This is a genomic window from Methanococcus voltae PS (genome assembly GCF_024807035.1).
Classification (GTDB): Archaea; AGJL01; Methanococci; order Methanococcales; family Methanococcaceae; genus Methanococcus; species Methanococcus voltae.
Map to the genome: position 1 here is coordinate 384,881 of NZ_JANUCQ010000002.1, position 16,443 is coordinate 401,323.

A 16,443-nucleotide genomic window follows, 5' to 3' on the forward strand; every position below is an offset into this window, starting at 1 on the left:
GAATAAATATTAAATTACACTATTGAGATTATCATATAAAAAACCGGATAGTTAAAAAATTAAAATTAATATAAAATAAAAATTAATATAAAAATTAAAAAAAAGTTATGTAAATATTTAAGTATTTATGTAATCACTTAATTATTTTCTGTTCATGTGTCCTTCCCAGTCTTTTAAGAATTTTTCAATACCATTATCGGTTAATGGGTGGTTGAATAATTTAGCTAAAACGTCGAATGGGATTGTTGCAATATCTGCGCCGATTCTTGCTGATTCTAAAACGTGCATAGGATGTCTAACTGAAGCTACGATAATTTCAGTTGCAATTCCATAGTTTGAAAATACTTCAACTATTTCTTGGATTAATTGCATACCATCTTGTCCGATATCGTCCAATCTTCCTACGAATGGTGAAACATAGGTTGCACCTGCTTTTGCAGCTAATAAAGCTTGGTTAGCTGAGAAAACTAATGTAACGTTTGTTTTGATGCCTTCTTTTGACAATGTATTTACAGCGTTCATACCTTCTTTTGTCATAGGTATTTTAATAACAACGTTTTCTGCGATTTTAACCAATTCTCTTGCTTCTTTAACCATTCCTTCAGCATCTAAAGCGATTACTTCAGCGCTTACTGGACCGTCTACAATACTGCAGATTTCTGTGATAACTTCGTGGAAATCTCTTCCTTCTTTTGCAACTAAACTTGGGTTTGTTGTAACTCCATCAACTAAACCTAAGTCATTAAATTCTTTAATTTTTTCAACGTTTGCGGTATCTAAAAAGAATTTCATAAATACACCTCTGTCTTGTTTCTTTTAATTTATTAACAATTAATTTATTAACAGTTAAAATTAAATTGGTAATCTAAAAAGAATATATTTTTAAAAATATAAGATAAGATATTTTAAATTAATATATAAATTTATGCTTAGCACTAATAATTCAAATATAAATAACTATAAAAATACCATATTGTATTTTATTGCAAGATTTTTCGCTTTTTGCATATTTGGATATTCATAAAACAATTTATTAATTAATTCATCTTTTGAATTTGAAACTAAAACCATTTTAAATATAGAAATTATTTCATCGATTAAATCTTCTTTTTCCGTTTGGTTATTAATTCCATCATCTTTCAGTTTCCATTTTGGCACTTCCAAAGTCATACAAAAAGTATTTTTGCTTAATAAATTTCGATACAAGGGACTAACCGATGCGACTAGTATATTATTTGAAATGTCTACTAATGGAGGCACTCCTGTTTTATTATATCTTTGTTCATTTGTTAAATTTTTATAACTTGCCTTTTCATAAGTATGAACTTCAATATAGAAATTCGGAGAATTTTCATTTAACAATTTTGTTAAATTTTTACCTGCATTTGTATTTAAAAAACCTTTTGAAATCGTAGATATGTATTTCTCGTCATAATTTTTATTTAAGTGGGGAATTACCGTAATTTCCGAATTTTCTGAATTTATAAACTTATCATTTAAATTATATTTAATAGATAAGTAATTATCAAATTTATCAAAAATTGGCTTTAAATCTTGACCTTCATCACCGTGTAGACCGCCTACGATTAATTTGTGATTAATTTGGGGTTTTTGTAAATTTTGTTTTTGTAAATCAGTCATAATTACACATTATTTTAATTTTTTTAGACTCTCGAAATCTTCAAAAGTATTTATATTTACGTAAGTTTTTTGATTTATATCTATTTCGTGAGCATCTACGTAAAGTGGATTCAAACTATCTATTAATAACCTAATAGGGGCAGATTTTCCAGATTCTTTGATTTCATTAACGATATTTTCAAGTTTTTTAATGGATGATATATGGTACAATGAAAAAAGAGGTTCTATAAACCCATTCTTATGTTTTGGAACTATACAATCGTATCCACCTTTTTCGGCAAGTTCTACCTTGCTAATTAATTTTTCAATAGCGTTTTTTGATATGTAAGGCATATCACAGGGCAATACCAATATCCAATCTCCTTTCGAGATTTTCATACCTTCATATATTCCAATTAATGGACCTTTTCCTGCAATGGTATCCCATGTTATCGGTTGTCTGTATTTATTTTTAAAATAGGTCTGCTTTTCAATTTCTTCAGAGTTATCATTCATAAATTTGGGGTTTTTAAATACTGTAACGAACGGTAAATCCATATCTAATAAGATGTCGGCAACCTTTTCAATTAGGTACTTATTTTCGTCAGGGGTTTTCCTAAATGACTTTTCGCCACCCATTCTTGAAGCTTTACCGCCGGATAATATAATTGCTGAAATCATAACTATCTATCTTTCCACTTATTCTTATTTTACTCTATTTTACTCTATTATACTCTATTCTATTCTTATTTTGATTTATATACTACACATATAATTTTTTATGTTAATACATATATAGAATACTTTCTTTATTTATATATGGCTATATCAATAGTTTTGATAACCTTAACAAAAATTTATATACCAAGAAATTGAAGTAATATTGTTTTTTAAATTAATTTAAATTAGATAATCTAGACGATTGAATTGTCAATAATCCTATTTATCATACAAAACATATTTAAATGGGTATGATGTAATTATTAAATTATTAGTTTGTAATTAATAAAAATATTCTAAATAGGATATAACTATGAAATATGAAATAAAAATTTCATAAAATACAATAAAATTTGATATCGACGCAAAATTATTGTATGATAACATTAAACACAAAAACTAAATATAGAAAAATTTGGTGATTTTTTATGGAAAAAGGAACCTTTGTAAAAATTTCATATGAAGGATACACCGACGGTAAATTATTCGACACAACAAGTGAAGAGTTAGCAACAGAAAACGGAATTCACAACCCTAAAATGGTATATGGACCTGTTACAATACCTGCTGGTGAAGGAATGATGTTAAAAGGTTTAGACGACCTTGTAGTTGAAATGGAAGTTGGAGAAGAAAAAGAAATTGAATTAGCTCCTGAAAACGCTTTCGGTAAAAGAGACTCATCATTAGTTAAAATCGTACCTGCAAAAGAATTCAAGAAACACAACGTACAACCTATTCAAGGAATGTCTGTAAACTTAGATGGTAAAGTTGGTAAAATCGCAAGTGTAAACGGCGGTAGAATCTTAGTAGATTTCAACCACGAATTAGCTGGAAAAACAGTAAACTACAAAGTTAAAGTTGAAGAAGTAGTTTCAGAACAAGAAGACATTGCAAAAGAAGTTGTAAAATTATTCATGCCACAATTAAAAGCTGACGAATTAAAAGCAAAAGTTACAAAATCAACAGTTACTGTAACACTTCCTGAAAAAGCTGCTTTCATTGAAAATATTCAAATGGCTAAATTAGGAATTGCAAACGAATTAATGAAAAGATTAGAAGTTGAAAAAGTTTCATTAGTAGATACATTCGTAAAAAGAAAAGAAGAAAAAGAATAATTGAGTTAAATAATTAATTTAATTATTTTTTTATTTTTTATTTTTATTCTCGTTTTAAATATATTTTATAATATATCCTATTTTATTTTTTAATATACAATTATATAGTATTATTTTATTATTTTATTATTTTATTATTTTATTATTTTATTAGTCTATTATTTTAATATACTATTAATTTTATCCGCCATTTACCAACGTATACAAGTAGATTACGAGCACTACTATAGGGTAAAAGTATTTAGCCCACGGTTTCCATATTTTTGGGATTTTTACACTTGCACCGCGTTGTATATGTTCGTATGCCTTATCAATACCAATTTTGCCCAATGCAAGTGCTGCAAGTAATGCACCTAAAGGACCTATAAGTACAGTGGATATGTAGATTATAAAGTCAAAATATGGCATTCCAAACAAAGTTACACCTAAAAGGGATGGCAGGCTTACCAAAAATACCGCTAAACCTAAACCTATAGCTGCTAAAGTCCTGCTAATATTTGTTTTTGACATTACCGCTTCAACACAAACTTCTAACATGGAAACTGAGGACGTAATTCCTGCAAACAATAAAGCTAGGAAGAACAAAATTCCAATGTATAGACCGCCCGGCATTTGCTGGAATACTTCAGGTAAGATTGCAAATATTAAAGTAGGTCCTGCTTCCGGTGCAAATCCAAATGAAAATACAGCCGGGAAAATGATTAAACCTGCTAAAAATGCCACTAGTGTGTCCCCAAAGGCTGTTACAACTGCTGAAACTGGTATATCTTCTTTTTCTTTTAAGTAACTACCATAAACAACCATCGTTGTACCTAGACAGCTCAATGAGAAGAACATTTGCGATAATGCTATCATCCAAGTTCCCGGACTAAATAACTTTTCCATATCAGGTAATAAGTAAAATGAAAGTCCTTCATTAACTCCAGGTAACATTAAACTGTTTATTGTTAAGAGTATAAGCAAAATATATAACACAGGCGTCATAAAATTATTTGCTTTCTCGATACCCCTTTTTACACCCTTAGAAACGATAAAAATCGTTATGGCTATCCCTACAAATTGCCACATTGCCATTGATGGACTAAATGCCTGAGACGCTAAAAATTGACCTGCGTCGACTGCACTTAGACCGCCAAATAGCATATTTGATAAATACATTATCATCCAACCGATAATAAGGGAATAAAATGCAAAAACTAAAAACATTGTAAAATTACCCAATATTCCAAAATATTTACCAAATGGAAGTCCTGCCTTCTCGAAAGCTACTACTGGACCGCCTTTTGTCATTCTACCTAATGTCCATTCTACGGTTAAGGCTACAATACCAATTGATACTAACAATATAATATAAGGAATTAAGAATGCTGCACCGCCTTCGGTTCCTACCCTCCACGGAAACATCCATATATTGCCCAAACCAACTGCTGAACCAATTGCAGTTGCAATAAAACCTCTTTTAGAATTCCAAGTTTCACGAGTCATTTAAAACCTCTTTTTCAATTGAAGATTATTTAAATATTATTTTAAAAAAATTAGAAATTAAAATTTAAAAATTATTTTCTTGTTAATATATTTTAATATAGTCATAATTTAAATGACTTTTTATATTAAATTATAAAAATTTTCATTAAGTTTAGATTATATTTATTTATTTTTTAAGTATTATTTATTAGTGTTTATAATTTCATTTTATTTCATTTTAAAAGTTTATTTTTTTAATAAATAATCCATAATTTTTAATTCTATTTTTTCTTCTGAACCATATTCTTTCAATAAAATTGCTAAATTATCAGATACGAGTGTACCTTCAAAATATTCGTGCGATTTATCAACTAACTCACTTTCAAACATACAGTTTACAATTGTTTCACAATCATAAATATTTGAAATGTTTTTCATGTGTGAAGCCATGATTTCAGTATTAAATATATCCATCATATTTCCAGTTGTTAAATTTAATAACAACATTCCGTCGATTGATTTTACTTTATCGTTTATTATCTTTATTTTTGATTCATCCAAGTTCGGAGATATTGCTAGTATTGGTTTTAAGCCATATTTTTCACAGATATTCAATAATTCTTCAGATTCTTTATAAGGTATATCGGGGATATGAATATGAGTAAAGCCCATTTCTTTAATAGTTTTTATAAAATTGTCTAAACCTTTTACGTATGCAATGTTGTAATAAGTATAGAGTACAGTTTTATTTTTATTACTAAAATCAATGTTTTTTAATTCATCAAACATTTTTTTGACTTCAAAACCATTTTTTAAAGCTTCTTCACATAAATACTTCTCTGCATCAGTTTCTGCCCCTGGGTCACTGAAAGGTATTTTTAATACAAAGTTTACGTTTTTTTCGCCAGTTTCAGAATTTATTAAGTTATTTAATAATTTTGCAGACTCTTTGATATTTGGATATCCTAAAACATAAGAATAATAATATTCACATACTTCTTTCGATTTTAATTCGGGTTTTTCTGATTCTTTTTTTGTAATTTGAATTGATTCCATGCTATCACCGTAATTTTAAATTGGATAAATAAATTAAAAATATGATTTAATTATTAATAATTAGTTATTAATTGGTTATTAATTGATTAATAAGTTAGTATTAATTAATCTAATTTAAATCATATCGTACATTTTTAAGTGTTTTAAAGCGTTATCTAAATCCTTATCCCCTCTACCAGATAAATTAACAACCATTACTTCGTCTTTGTCCATTTCTCCCGCTACATTAATAGCGTGAGCTATGGCATGTGATGACTCCATTGCAGGGATAATTCCTTCACATTGGCAGAGTGTTTTAAACGCGTTTAAAGCTTCCTTATCCGTTGCTCCTGTGTACTGAATTCTTCCAATGTCATTTAAGTGTGCATGTTCTGGACCAACCCCTGGATAATCCAACCCTGCGGAAATACTGTAAGCTTCTTCAATCTGACCGTCGTCATTTTGCATGAAATATGACATCATACCGTGGAATACTCCTTTTTTACCTTTAGTAACTGCTGCACCGTGCTCTTTTGTATCTAAACCTTTTCCTGCAGGTTCTACACCAGTCATCGTAACATCCTTATCATTTAAAAAGGCGTGGAATAAACCTATTGCATTACTTCCACCACCAATACAAGCTACTAAATGGTCAGGTAATCTACCTTCTTGCTCCATTATTTGTTTTTTAGCTTCTTTACCTATTACAGATTGGAAATCTCTCACAATCAAAGGGAATGGGTGAGGTCCAACCACTGAGCCAACCAAATAGTGCGTATCTGCAAAATTCTTAACAAATTCTTCCAAAGCCTTGTTTACGGCATCTTTTAAAACTTTTGAACCTTCATCGACAGGGGTTACTTTTGCACCCATTAATTCCATTCTTGAAACGTTTGGTTGTTGTCTTTCTACGTCGATTCTACCCATGAAAACTTCTGTTTTTAAACCAAATAGTGCTCCCACCATTGCTGTACCAACGCCATGTTGACCTGCGCCAGTTTCAGCAATTAACCTTTTTTTACCCATTTTTTTAGCAAGTAATGCCTGACCTAAGGTGTTATTTGTTTTGTGAGCGCCACCGTGCAATAAATCCTCTCTTTTTAAGTAGATTTTAGCACCGCCAAGTTTCTCGGTTAATTCTTTTGCGTAATAAAGAGGAGTTTCCCTACCTGCATATTGTGTTAAATAATACGTAAGCTCATTTTGAAAATCTTCATCATCCCTATATTGAAAATACTGCTCTTCGAGCTCTTCGAGTACTGGAATCATTGTTTCAGGTACGTATTGACCACCGTAACCCCCGAATTTTCCCAACTTTCCATTTTCGGCGTCAATATAATCTTCGATGCTTTTTAAATTTTTTGATTGTCTTTTTTGAGTGTTTTGAGTTTTATCATTTTTCATAAATTCACCATTTTTAATTTTCCATTTTTTTTAATATTTTTTTTAATATTTTTTAATTTTTAGATGGTAATTAGCCATATAATTTAAAATATTGGTCAATAACTTGTTAATTTTGATATATTAATAATTTAACTAGTTATTATAGTTTAATAATTGCAAAAAAGTCGATATCATTATCTAGCTAGATTTAAATCTGATTGACTATATTTTGTGATTTAATTTTTGATTCAATAATTCATTTATTTATTAATTTAGATATATAATACAATGAATATATATATTAAATCATAAAATTAACATATCAGATAACTTTGATTAATAGATTGTTGATATACTATCGATACTACTCAGGGACTTCTTGCACATAACCTTGCTATTACTATAGCGATAATTAGTTAGTGCCACCACTGGAATAAAAAAGCGTTAAAGTTTACACTATTTGAAAATAAATTAGATACTGTTGATACGGTTGATAATATTGATAATTTCGATACTTTTGATAAAGGCATTACTGACGTTTTCTTTGAAACTTCGGCCTTCAGCTTACTTTTTAACATTACTTTCATGTTCGATTCCATAGTTTCTACCATCAATATGTTATATTCGTTTTTTAGATTTATTTTCACTATGGATATTTTAATATATATAATTTATTATGTCTTATACTTATTATGACCTATACTTATTATGACTTATACTTATTATGACTTATACTTATTATGACTTATACTTATTATGACTTATATTTTATCATGATGTGTAATACGTCATTATTGTTCAATGTAAATTGTATGATGATATATATAAATTGCATATAAGCTATCGAACTATTTTATTTAATCGTAATATTAATTTAAAATTATTATGAAAATGTAATACAAAAAAGAAAATTATATATACTAAAATATGCTAACATATTATACGTAATATTTTTTTAAAATAAGTATTACTGTAACATAACAATTAAGTATAACAACTAAATATGAAATACGACTTCATAGTAAAATTAGGATACAAAAAATACTTAAATATTAAAATATATCAACATATAAAAAGAAATATTGAAAATAAACGATAAACATTGTTGTAGTATCAAATACTACCTCCAAATTAATATAATATACAATAAAACAATAAATTCTCTAATATTTAATATACAATAATATATAATATACAAATATAGACGTACAACAGACAAATAAATACTAAATTTAAAGAATATTTAAAGAATAATAGTATAATTACCAAAATGATAGTTTTATCATAATAATATTTTAGGTAATATTGTATGATATCAATAAATAAATAACTAATGTAGAAACAATATTAAAACTATATTATTTCCATATTTCAATAAAAATATTGTAGAATATAGATTATAGCTAATTATCATTTTGGCATATCTTTGAGGTGTTAGATATGCACATACCAGATGGATTTATTCCTACATGGGAAAGTGCAATATTTTGGATAATATCCATTATATTTGTTGCATTAGCCATCAAGTGGGCAAAAAACAATATGGATGAAAAATCCGTACCGTTATTCGCAGTTCTTGGTGCAGGAATCTTCGCGATTCAAGCTATAAACGTTCCTATAGGTATGGGGACGAGTGGTCACATGGTGGGTGCTGCTATGGCATCTATGATATTTGACAGTCCATATGCAGGTATTTTATTGTTAGCTCTTGTATTACTTATACAAGGTTTATTCTTTGCAGATGGGGGAATACTTGTAATGGGTGCAAATATATTTAACATGGGTGTAATATGTGCCTTTGTTGGATATTATGCTTTCAAAAGCTTAAGAAACAGGGGAATATCAATCGCTGCTTTCGTGGGCGGTTGGTTAGCCTTATTCACAAGTGCGATAGTATGTTCATTAGAATTAACTATTGCTGGAACATTCCCATTAGTTGCGGGATTAAGTGCTATGGGGTTGTACCATGCCATTATTGGATTAATTGAAGGTGCAATTACTGCGATAGTATTGGGTTATATTGCATCTGCACGACCTGACATGTTAAAGTGGGCAGGTGGTAAAAATGAGTAATGGTAGCCTCGGTACAAACTCAAAAAATAGCAAATTTATAATGGGTGGTTTAATTATCGCCCTTATTATTGGAATATTGGCACCTTTCATTGCTTCAGGTGACCCTGATGGTTTAGAAAGTGCTGCGGAAAAAATAATCAATGGTAACGCACTTGAAAGTAACTTAAAGGAAATTGGTTTAGAAGAAGAAGGTACAGTAGCTCCTTCACCTTTTGCAGATTATGCCATTCCTGGAATGGATAAAATCGGTGAAATAGCTGCCATGTTAATTGGTATTCTGCTAATGATGGTGTTGGGTTACGGCGTAGCTGCAATACTAAAGAAAAAAGAACAAATTGCCAATTAATTTAATCATTCAAATCAAATTCAAAACCTAAATAGCTACCATAGTTTGTAATATGATAACATATGCCCCTTACTAGTGGGTGTTAGTATGGGGCATAATAACATATTGCACGATAATAGAGTATAAAACATAAACAAATAAAAAAATTAAATCAACATCTCATCACTCCTATAGTAGTTAAGTTACATAAAGGACATAAATAATATTCATATAGTCAATAGTCACATAATCAATAGTCAAACACACATAATAGTCACAAATCGGTAATCACATAAACAAATAACACATAAATGGTCAATAAAACACGAAAACATATAACACTAAACATTACATTAAAATTAATTAAAAACACAAAACTACAACATACAATTAAAATACCACAAATTAAAAATGTATGTGCAATTCAATTTTAAATATATCTTATCTTCAAAATAATTTTTAATAAATACCTAGTAATACTTTTTTTTAATTTTTATTATTCTTATGTTAAAAATAATGATAATTTATTATCCCATTTAATGTATTATTTTAAAATTCTAATTTACATAATTTCATATGATAGAATAAATACGTTCAAAAATATATATTATATTAAAATGTTTGATTAAATGAATGAATTATGCAATATTTTTAAAAATTTTAAAAATTTTAAAAACTAATACGATATTTTTGGGGGAAATTATGTATTATAGGACTGTACCAAAAAATGGGGAAAAAATATCTATTTTGGGCTTTGGTGCGATGAGGCTACCCGAATATTATGGAAAAATAGATGAAGAAAAAGCCGAAGAATTATTTGTTTATGCGATAAAGAATGGGTTAAATTTTATAGATACTGCAGTACCGTACCATAATGGTAATAGTGAATCATTCGTGGGGAAAATTCTTAACAAACATGATTTAAGGGATAAAGTAAAAATATCTACAAAATTATCACTTGGTTCCTCAATTGAGGGCGGAAATGAACTAAAAAATATTGAAGATATGGAAAATTACTTGGATAAACAGCTTGAAAAGTTGAAAACGGATTATATTGATTACTATTTAGTTCATGCAATTACAAAACAAAGTTGGGAAAAATTAAAATCGTTAGACGTATTTGAATTTTTGGAAAAAGCAAAAAAAGAAGGAAAAATAAAAAATACGGGATTTTCTACTCATGAAGACTATGAAACATTTAAAAAAATCGTAGATGCTTATGACTGGGATGTTTGCCTTATTCAATACAATTATATCGACCAAAATACGCAGATTACAAAAAAAGGTCTGGAATACGCAAAATCAAAAAATTTAGGTATTTTTATCATGGAACCACTTCGAGGTGGAAAATTAGTATATAAAGTACCTAAAGAAGTTAAAAAAATAATGGATGAATATCGTACTAGTTATGATAAAGATATAAATTCGTCAAATCCTGTTGATAATCCTGTTGATTGGTCGTTTAATTGGCTTTGGGGACATCCTGAAATTACCTGCGTTCTATCAGGTATGAATTACATGCCTCATTTGATTGAAAACGTTGAATTGGCCAAAAACTTTGATTTAGAAAAGTATAATATATATGGGGATTCTGAATCAACTTTAAAATATAATTCTTTTATTTCTAAAATAGCTCAAATTTATGATGATAAAACAAAAATAAATTGTACAGATTGTAATTATTGTTCGCCCTGTACTGCAGATATTGCTATTTCTAGAATATTTGAATTATACAACGATAAACATATTTTTGAAGATGAAAACGATAATACAAGAGCTTACTACGCTAAATTAGACTATATGAAAGATATAGGGGGAGTAAATGGAGTTTGGAAAAATGCTTCAAAATGTATTGAATGCAATGAATGTATTGAAAAATGTCCTCAACATTTGGACATACCAAATTTATTAAAAAAAGTAGCTTTAGAATTTGAAGGAAATGAAGAATATTACGAATACAAGGTTGAATTAATAAAATACCTGTTAAATAATGATATGATTAGATGATTAAAAAATAATATCAAAAATTTAATATAATCTCGAATATTAATTATATTATACAAATTATATAATTATCAATTAAAAAGAAGTGATTTTATGGTGGACAAGTCCCAAGCATACGAAGATAAATTTAAAGGCTGTATCGTTGGATTATCAATAGGTGATGCTTTAGGTATGCCCGTAGAATGGTTTACAAGGTCACAAATTGAAGAAATGGGCGGAATAAGTGAGTATATAGACCCCATAAATAAATTTAAAGACATATTAAAAGCAGGAGATTATACGGACGATACAGAACAGACTTTAGCACTTGCAAATGCTTTTGATAAGAATGGATATAACGAAGATAAATTTATTGAAAATTTGCTCTATTGGTACAACCACAACCCTATAGGTATTGGACCTACAAGTAGCAAAGCACTTGAAAATTTATCAAAAGGGATTAAAAATGGAATGCCCTCTGAAACTTGTGGTTCTGCCATGAGAACAGCTCCATTGGGTTTATTTTATTTTGATAATTTAAGCAAATTGGTTGAAAAAAGTATTTCAGTCACAAAACTAACTCATAATAGTCCTAATGCAATAGCAGGAGCTCTTTCAATTTCGTTCGTAGTTTCAAAGTGTTTAATACATGGTATTGCACACAATACCTATGATAAATACAGACTTGAAAAAGGTGGGTTTGATGATGGGTTAGGTGCTATTGAAAAATTACGAGACGTCTATGAAAAGGACGTAGGAGCCTTTTTAAATAGGGATTTGGAAGATGACGATATCTCAAAATATGAGCATCCTGAGGCGAGTCATTCTACATATTCTAAAATTATAGAATATAATAAAAATATAATTGATAAAAAACGCATGGAAAAAGGTTATGACCCAATATTATTTATCGGAGAAAGGGATATTAAAAGACCGTATGAATACCCCGAATTTAGGCAAACAATTGAAGATTGTAGTCATTTATTAATTGATACTTCGATTGAATTTTCCGAAAAAATCGTGGACATCTTAGAAATTTGTGAAAACGCTCATAATAACAACTACGATAAAAAAGTTATATTGGAAGGTTATGATAAATTAGGTACTGGAATTAACGCTATTGAAGCAGTTCCTTCTGCAATATTCTCCTTTATGATAAGCAATAGCTTTGAATCATCCTTATTAAATTCAATAAATGCAGGAGGGGATACTGACAGTATAGGCAGTATGTGTGGAGCACTTGCAGGTACCTATTACGGATTCAATGCAATTCCTAAAAAATGGATAAATGACTTATCAAATCACGAACATATTATAAATACATCGATTAATTTGTATAATTTAAAAGTTATGGATTAATAAATTAATCAATATTTTGAAAAAAGATAATTTAATTCAGGATAATAAAAATAAATATCTGAAATATTTATTAATTTATCTAGTTATTCTTATTTTATTATTATTTTTATTAGTTTTATTTTATTATTATTTTTTATATTAATTATTTCATTGATTCTACAATTTCAAAGAATCTATCTAATACCTTGCTTCTAAGTCCTTCAACGAATTTAAGGCTTCCTGCACATTCGTGTCCTCCACCATCGAGTGAAGATTCAGGTATTTCTTCCATTAACTGTGTTACAATTAAGTTCAAGTTGAAGCTAAATGTTTCACTCACTGCGTCTGTAGCTCTTACTACACCGAAATCTGGACCATATGCAAGTGTAACGATTGGTTTTTCTTCGCCGTGTTGTTTTACGATACTATCGTGTGCAAAACCACATGTTTTACCAGGTGCTGGGAATGTAAACTTGTGTGCGTATTTTTCTACGTCAATAACGTTTAATAAAATACCGTTTGAAAGTTCTCTTGTTTTAATGGATGGTATGACACTTTTCATTTGTCTATCAACCATTTTCATAGCCCTATGATATAATATATTGATTAATCGCTCGTGTCTTGCAAATTCTTCCTTATTTATTGCAAGTATGTCATCTACAATTCCAGTTCCTGACATGAATTTTAAATAAAATGCTTCGAAATCCATACAAAGTGCTATTTTATCTAAATCTTCAAATGTAAACTCTTTAGCTGAAGCGGTCTTACTGTTTTCAGTTAACGTCTCTAAAGCTAATTTTATGTACTGGTCTACTTCCTCACCACGTGCATGGTCACCAACCATTGCTACACCCGGTAAGTGTTTGATTACATCAGTTACATCTTCATTTATCATTCTTGCTACTTCTGTTGCAAGTGCACCCGCTGTTAAATTACTGTCTCCGCCAACTAAGTAAGGGTTTACGTGTGCATCGATGTAATCATCAATTTCTGCTCTTCCGTCAACTACTTCGCCAGGGTAGTGGTGGTCTACAACTACAACCTCAACATCGTAAGCTTTAATTTCTGAAATAGCTGGTATATCTTCGTTTGTACTTCCATTATCTACGAGTATTACTAAAGGCATCTTTTGACCGAATCTTATGTAATCCTCTAATGAAAATATAATATCTTTTGTTACGTCTTCTAATTCATAGAAAGGTGCTTTTGAAGGGCTTCTCCTATAGTAGTGCCATTGTGCTCCAGAATCTAATGAGAATTCATTCAATACGGGCAAAATTGCTTTTTCTAAGGCAATACCGCCAGAATAACCATCTGTATCAGCGTGATGTCTTAATATGATAGGTCTACCATCTAACATTGCACGTCTAATTCTTTTGGCAACGTCTGCCATTTTAGGTCTTAATTTTTCAAGGATTGGACTTTCTACTAAAAACTCGATGTCACTTTTAGCTTCAGACTTTATATCTAACTGCTTTTCAATGGAGTCTTTTACAGTGGTTTCTTCATCCCCTTCGAGTAAAGATAACATCATTCTTTCAATTTGGAGTTTTCCATCTCTCACGCCAACTGAACCAACTACTTCAATGACTGAACCAAGTTCAACTTCAGGGTTAGCTCTCACTCCTGCGCTTTCGAAAGCTGCAACCCATCCTACTTCTGTACCATCTGTAACGGTGAATACCGTAGGTCCTGGAGTTTGGACTGCTTGAATAACTTCTCCTCTAATTTTAATTACCTTATCTTTCATATTTTCGAGACCTTTCTCGAATATTTGAGCGATAGGTATTAAATCGTAGCTTTTTTCAAATTTCTTGAGTTCATAACCGGCTGTTGGAATGTATCTAAAGTCAACTTCTCTTTTACCAAGTTTCAATTCTGAAAGCTGTACAACTACTTCGTCACCGATTTTAAAGTCGCTGTTTTTCCTACCTACAACTTCCCTAAATCTCAATAATCCCCTAACTTTTTCATTTAATTGAATAAAAACCCCGTATTTTTCAGCTCTTGAAACTTTACCCTTGTAAAACTTACCTTCTTCAAGGTCTTCCATAGTTACAAAATCATCTAAAACATAAACTACCTTTTTATTTTCTTGGTCATCTTTTTGAGATTTCTGGCAGTTTTTGCACAATTTTTTATTTGAATCGTCAGGATATTTTCCTATCTGAACCCCGCATTCGTCACATGCTACAATTTTACCAGTTCCTTCACAAAATTCACATAATCCATAAACTGGTACTTTTCCGGTCCCTTCACACTTTGAACAAGGTATTTCTGCGTCATCAAAATCATATTTTGAATTTTTTGATACGCCTTTAAAGTGTTTTTTAGTCTCAAATTCTTCCTGGTAACCGGTCCCGTCACAATCGGGGCATATATCGTATTTTATAACCTTTTTACCGGTACCGCCACATATTTTGCAATCTTTTATCATATTACACCTGAATTATTTAATACACGCGGGTGATGCTCTCGCTGTATGTCGTATATCACATCTGATATATAATATATAATTTTACATATATTTTAACATACACTTGTATTTTTATATTTTTATATTATATCTTATAGTTAAAATAGTTATTTCGAATATATAGGTATTTTTATAAATTATTAATTTTGCCATAATAAAAAAAGCATTTAAATTATATAAAATTACTTAAAATCATTTTCAAATATTTCCAAAAATTAAAAAATAAATTAAAATATCTTAAAATAAAGTAAATAATGGTATTTTTGATTATTTTTCAATTAAATTTTATATTATAAGATAAACACAATTATTTTAATTTTGTATACTCATCCTCACCCAAAGACTCCAAATAAGCTAATGAAGCCCAACTATCTAATTCTTTAGTTATTTTTCTTTTTCCAGACTTTAACATTGCCATGTATTTTAATTGTTCCAGCGTTTCTTCCATTTCCTTCCCATCCATTAGTGGGGCGGATATTAACATATCAATTGCAAGTCTATCTAGCTTAGAACGTTCTAAACTCGAAATTTTTGCCATAATGAATCCCCCAATAAGCTTATGGGTGTATATATCACTTTAAATAACGTTATCAATTAGTAAGTTATTTAAAATTAATACTATAATTACTAAATTTTCAATAAAGTATTACTACAATGTTTTTAATTCAAAACCTTTTTATAGTTTAGATATCGCGCATATATTAGATTTTCTAAACTAAAAACGGTTTTATTCAATTATTTAGTCAATATTTTATAAACTGTTTCTAAAACATATATAGTTTTTGATATGTAATTACATTCGGTATCTGATTTACATTTGATTACTTTTTAAGGGCAGATTTTTAGAATCAGAAATATTTCTGTAGAAATTTAAATAAATAGATTATTTATAATTAGATAAATTATAATTA

14 protein-coding genes are annotated in these 16,443 nt (G+C 29.2%); 5 read left to right on the forward strand and 9 right to left on the reverse strand.

Annotation, left to right across the window (positions count from 1 at the left end; all coding sequences use genetic code 11):
• Positions 1 to 141: 141 nt before the first annotated feature.
• The 3 genes from fsa to M2325_RS05045 form a co-directional block, all read right to left on the reverse strand.
• Positions 142 to 792, reverse strand: a complete 651-nt coding sequence (fsa, locus tag M2325_RS05035) for a fructose-6-phosphate aldolase (protein ID WP_209591009.1) — start codon at positions 790 to 792, stop codon at positions 142 to 144.
• Positions 793 to 957: 165 nt separating this feature from the next.
• Positions 958 to 1,641: a DUF2119 family protein gene (locus M2325_RS05040; protein ID WP_209591010.1), complete on the reverse strand. Its 684-nt coding sequence runs from the start codon at positions 1,639 to 1,641 to the stop codon at positions 958 to 960.
• Between the two features lie 9 nt (positions 1,642 to 1,650).
• Positions 1,651 to 2,301: a molybdenum cofactor guanylyltransferase gene (locus M2325_RS05045; RefSeq protein ID WP_209631742.1), complete on the reverse strand. Its 651-nt coding sequence runs from the start codon at positions 2,299 to 2,301 to the stop codon at positions 1,651 to 1,653.
• A gap of 467 nt (positions 2,302 to 2,768) precedes the next feature.
• Here M2325_RS05045 and M2325_RS05050 point away from each other — a divergent pair, with 467 nt between their 5' ends.
• Positions 2,769 to 3,455: a peptidylprolyl isomerase gene (locus tag M2325_RS05050; protein WP_209591012.1), complete on the forward strand. Its 687-nt coding sequence runs from the start codon at positions 2,769 to 2,771 to the stop codon at positions 3,453 to 3,455.
• Positions 3,456 to 3,635: 180 nt separating this feature from the next.
• Here M2325_RS05050 and M2325_RS05055 read toward each other — a convergent pair whose 3' ends face one another.
• The 4 genes from M2325_RS05055 to M2325_RS05070 all read right to left on the reverse strand — a co-directional run bounded on the left by M2325_RS05055 (position 3,636) and on the right by M2325_RS05070 (position 7,936).
• Positions 3,636 to 4,940, reverse strand: coding sequence for a sodium-dependent transporter (locus tag M2325_RS05055; protein ID WP_209591013.1), 1,305 nt, complete (start codon positions 4,938 to 4,940; stop codon positions 3,636 to 3,638).
• A gap of 225 nt (positions 4,941 to 5,165) precedes the next feature.
• Complete coding sequence (locus M2325_RS05060; RefSeq protein ID WP_259051723.1) at positions 5,166 to 5,975, reverse strand: tryptophan synthase subunit alpha; 810 nt, start codon at positions 5,973 to 5,975, stop codon at positions 5,166 to 5,168.
• Positions 5,976 to 6,089: 114 nt separating this feature from the next.
• Entirely contained in the window at positions 6,090 to 7,358 is a 1,269-nt protein-coding gene (trpB, locus tag M2325_RS05065) for a tryptophan synthase subunit beta (protein WP_209591015.1), read from the reverse strand.
• 395 nt (positions 7,359 to 7,753) lie between these two features.
• On the reverse strand, positions 7,754 to 7,936 hold the full coding sequence (locus M2325_RS05070) for a hypothetical protein (RefSeq protein ID WP_209591016.1): 183 nt from the start codon (positions 7,934 to 7,936) through the stop codon (positions 7,754 to 7,756).
• Between the two features lie 841 nt (positions 7,937 to 8,777).
• Here M2325_RS05070 and cbiM point away from each other — a divergent pair.
• The 4 genes from cbiM (at position 8,778) to M2325_RS05090 (ending at position 13,077) form a co-directional block, all read left to right on the forward strand.
• A complete protein-coding gene (gene cbiM / locus M2325_RS05075) occupies positions 8,778 to 9,410 on the forward strand; it encodes a cobalt transporter CbiM (RefSeq protein ID WP_259051725.1) in 633 nt (210 codons plus the stop codon).
• Positions 9,403 to 9,756, forward strand: coding sequence for a PDGLE domain-containing protein (locus M2325_RS05080; protein WP_209591018.1), 354 nt, complete (start codon positions 9,403 to 9,405; stop codon positions 9,754 to 9,756). Before cbiM ends, M2325_RS05080 begins: the two co-directional genes overlap by 8 nt.
• A 681-nt stretch (positions 9,757 to 10,437) precedes the next feature.
• On the forward strand, positions 10,438 to 11,742 hold the full coding sequence (locus M2325_RS05085) for an aldo/keto reductase (RefSeq protein ID WP_259051727.1): 1,305 nt from the start codon (positions 10,438 to 10,440) through the stop codon (positions 11,740 to 11,742).
• A gap of 90 nt (positions 11,743 to 11,832) precedes the next feature.
• Positions 11,833 to 13,077: an ADP-ribosylglycohydrolase family protein gene (locus M2325_RS05090; RefSeq protein WP_209631738.1), complete on the forward strand. Its 1,245-nt coding sequence runs from the start codon at positions 11,833 to 11,835 to the stop codon at positions 13,075 to 13,077.
• Positions 13,078 to 13,219: 142 nt separating this feature from the next.
• On the opposite strand, the gene M2325_RS05095 is transcribed toward M2325_RS05090, so the two are convergent.
• Complete coding sequence (locus M2325_RS05095; RefSeq protein ID WP_259051729.1) at positions 13,220 to 15,493, reverse strand: DHH family phosphoesterase; 2,274 nt, start codon at positions 15,491 to 15,493, stop codon at positions 13,220 to 13,222.
• 346 nt (positions 15,494 to 15,839) lie between these two features.
• Positions 15,840 to 16,070 carry a hypothetical protein gene (locus tag M2325_RS05100; RefSeq protein WP_209591022.1) on the reverse strand — a complete coding sequence of 77 codons (231 nt, stop codon included), beginning with the start codon at positions 16,068 to 16,070 and terminating at the stop codon, positions 15,840 to 15,842.
• Between the last annotated feature and the right edge of the window lie 373 nt (positions 16,071 to 16,443).

Coding starts and splice junctions, on each gene's coding strand:
- M2325_RS05095 (WP_259051729.1), bottom strand. CDS start 15,493: ATGATAAAAGATTGCAAAATATGTGGCGGTACCGGTAAAAAGGTTATA.
- fsa (WP_209591009.1), bottom strand. CDS start 792: ATGAAATTCTTTTTAGATACCGCAAACGTTGAAAAAATTAAAGAATTT.
- M2325_RS05070 (WP_209591016.1), bottom strand. CDS start 7,936: ATGGAATCGAACATGAAAGTAATGTTAAAAAGTAAGCTGAAGGCCGAA.
- M2325_RS05060 (WP_259051723.1), bottom strand. CDS start 5,975: ATGGAATCAATTCAAATTACAAAAAAAGAATCAGAAAAACCCGAATTA.
- M2325_RS05085 (WP_259051727.1), top strand. CDS start 10,438: ATGTATTATAGGACTGTACCAAAAAATGGGGAAAAAATATCTATTTTG.
- M2325_RS05050 (WP_209591012.1), top strand. CDS start 2,769: ATGGAAAAAGGAACCTTTGTAAAAATTTCATATGAAGGATACACCGAC.
- M2325_RS05090 (WP_209631738.1), top strand. CDS start 11,833: ATGGTGGACAAGTCCCAAGCATACGAAGATAAATTTAAAGGCTGTATC.
- cbiM (WP_259051725.1), top strand. CDS start 8,778: ATGCACATACCAGATGGATTTATTCCTACATGGGAAAGTGCAATATTT.
- M2325_RS05045 (WP_209631742.1), bottom strand. CDS start 2,301: ATGATTTCAGCAATTATATTATCCGGCGGTAAAGCTTCAAGAATGGGT.
- M2325_RS05055 (WP_209591013.1), bottom strand. CDS start 4,940: ATGACTCGTGAAACTTGGAATTCTAAAAGAGGTTTTATTGCAACTGCA.
- trpB (WP_209591015.1), bottom strand. CDS start 7,358: ATGAAAAATGATAAAACTCAAAACACTCAAAAAAGACAATCAAAAAAT.
- M2325_RS05100 (WP_209591022.1), bottom strand. CDS start 16,070: ATGGCAAAAATTTCGAGTTTAGAACGTTCTAAGCTAGATAGACTTGCA.
- M2325_RS05080 (WP_209591018.1), top strand. CDS start 9,403: ATGAGTAATGGTAGCCTCGGTACAAACTCAAAAAATAGCAAATTTATA.
- M2325_RS05040 (WP_209591010.1), bottom strand. CDS start 1,641: ATGACTGATTTACAAAAACAAAATTTACAAAAACCCCAAATTAATCAC.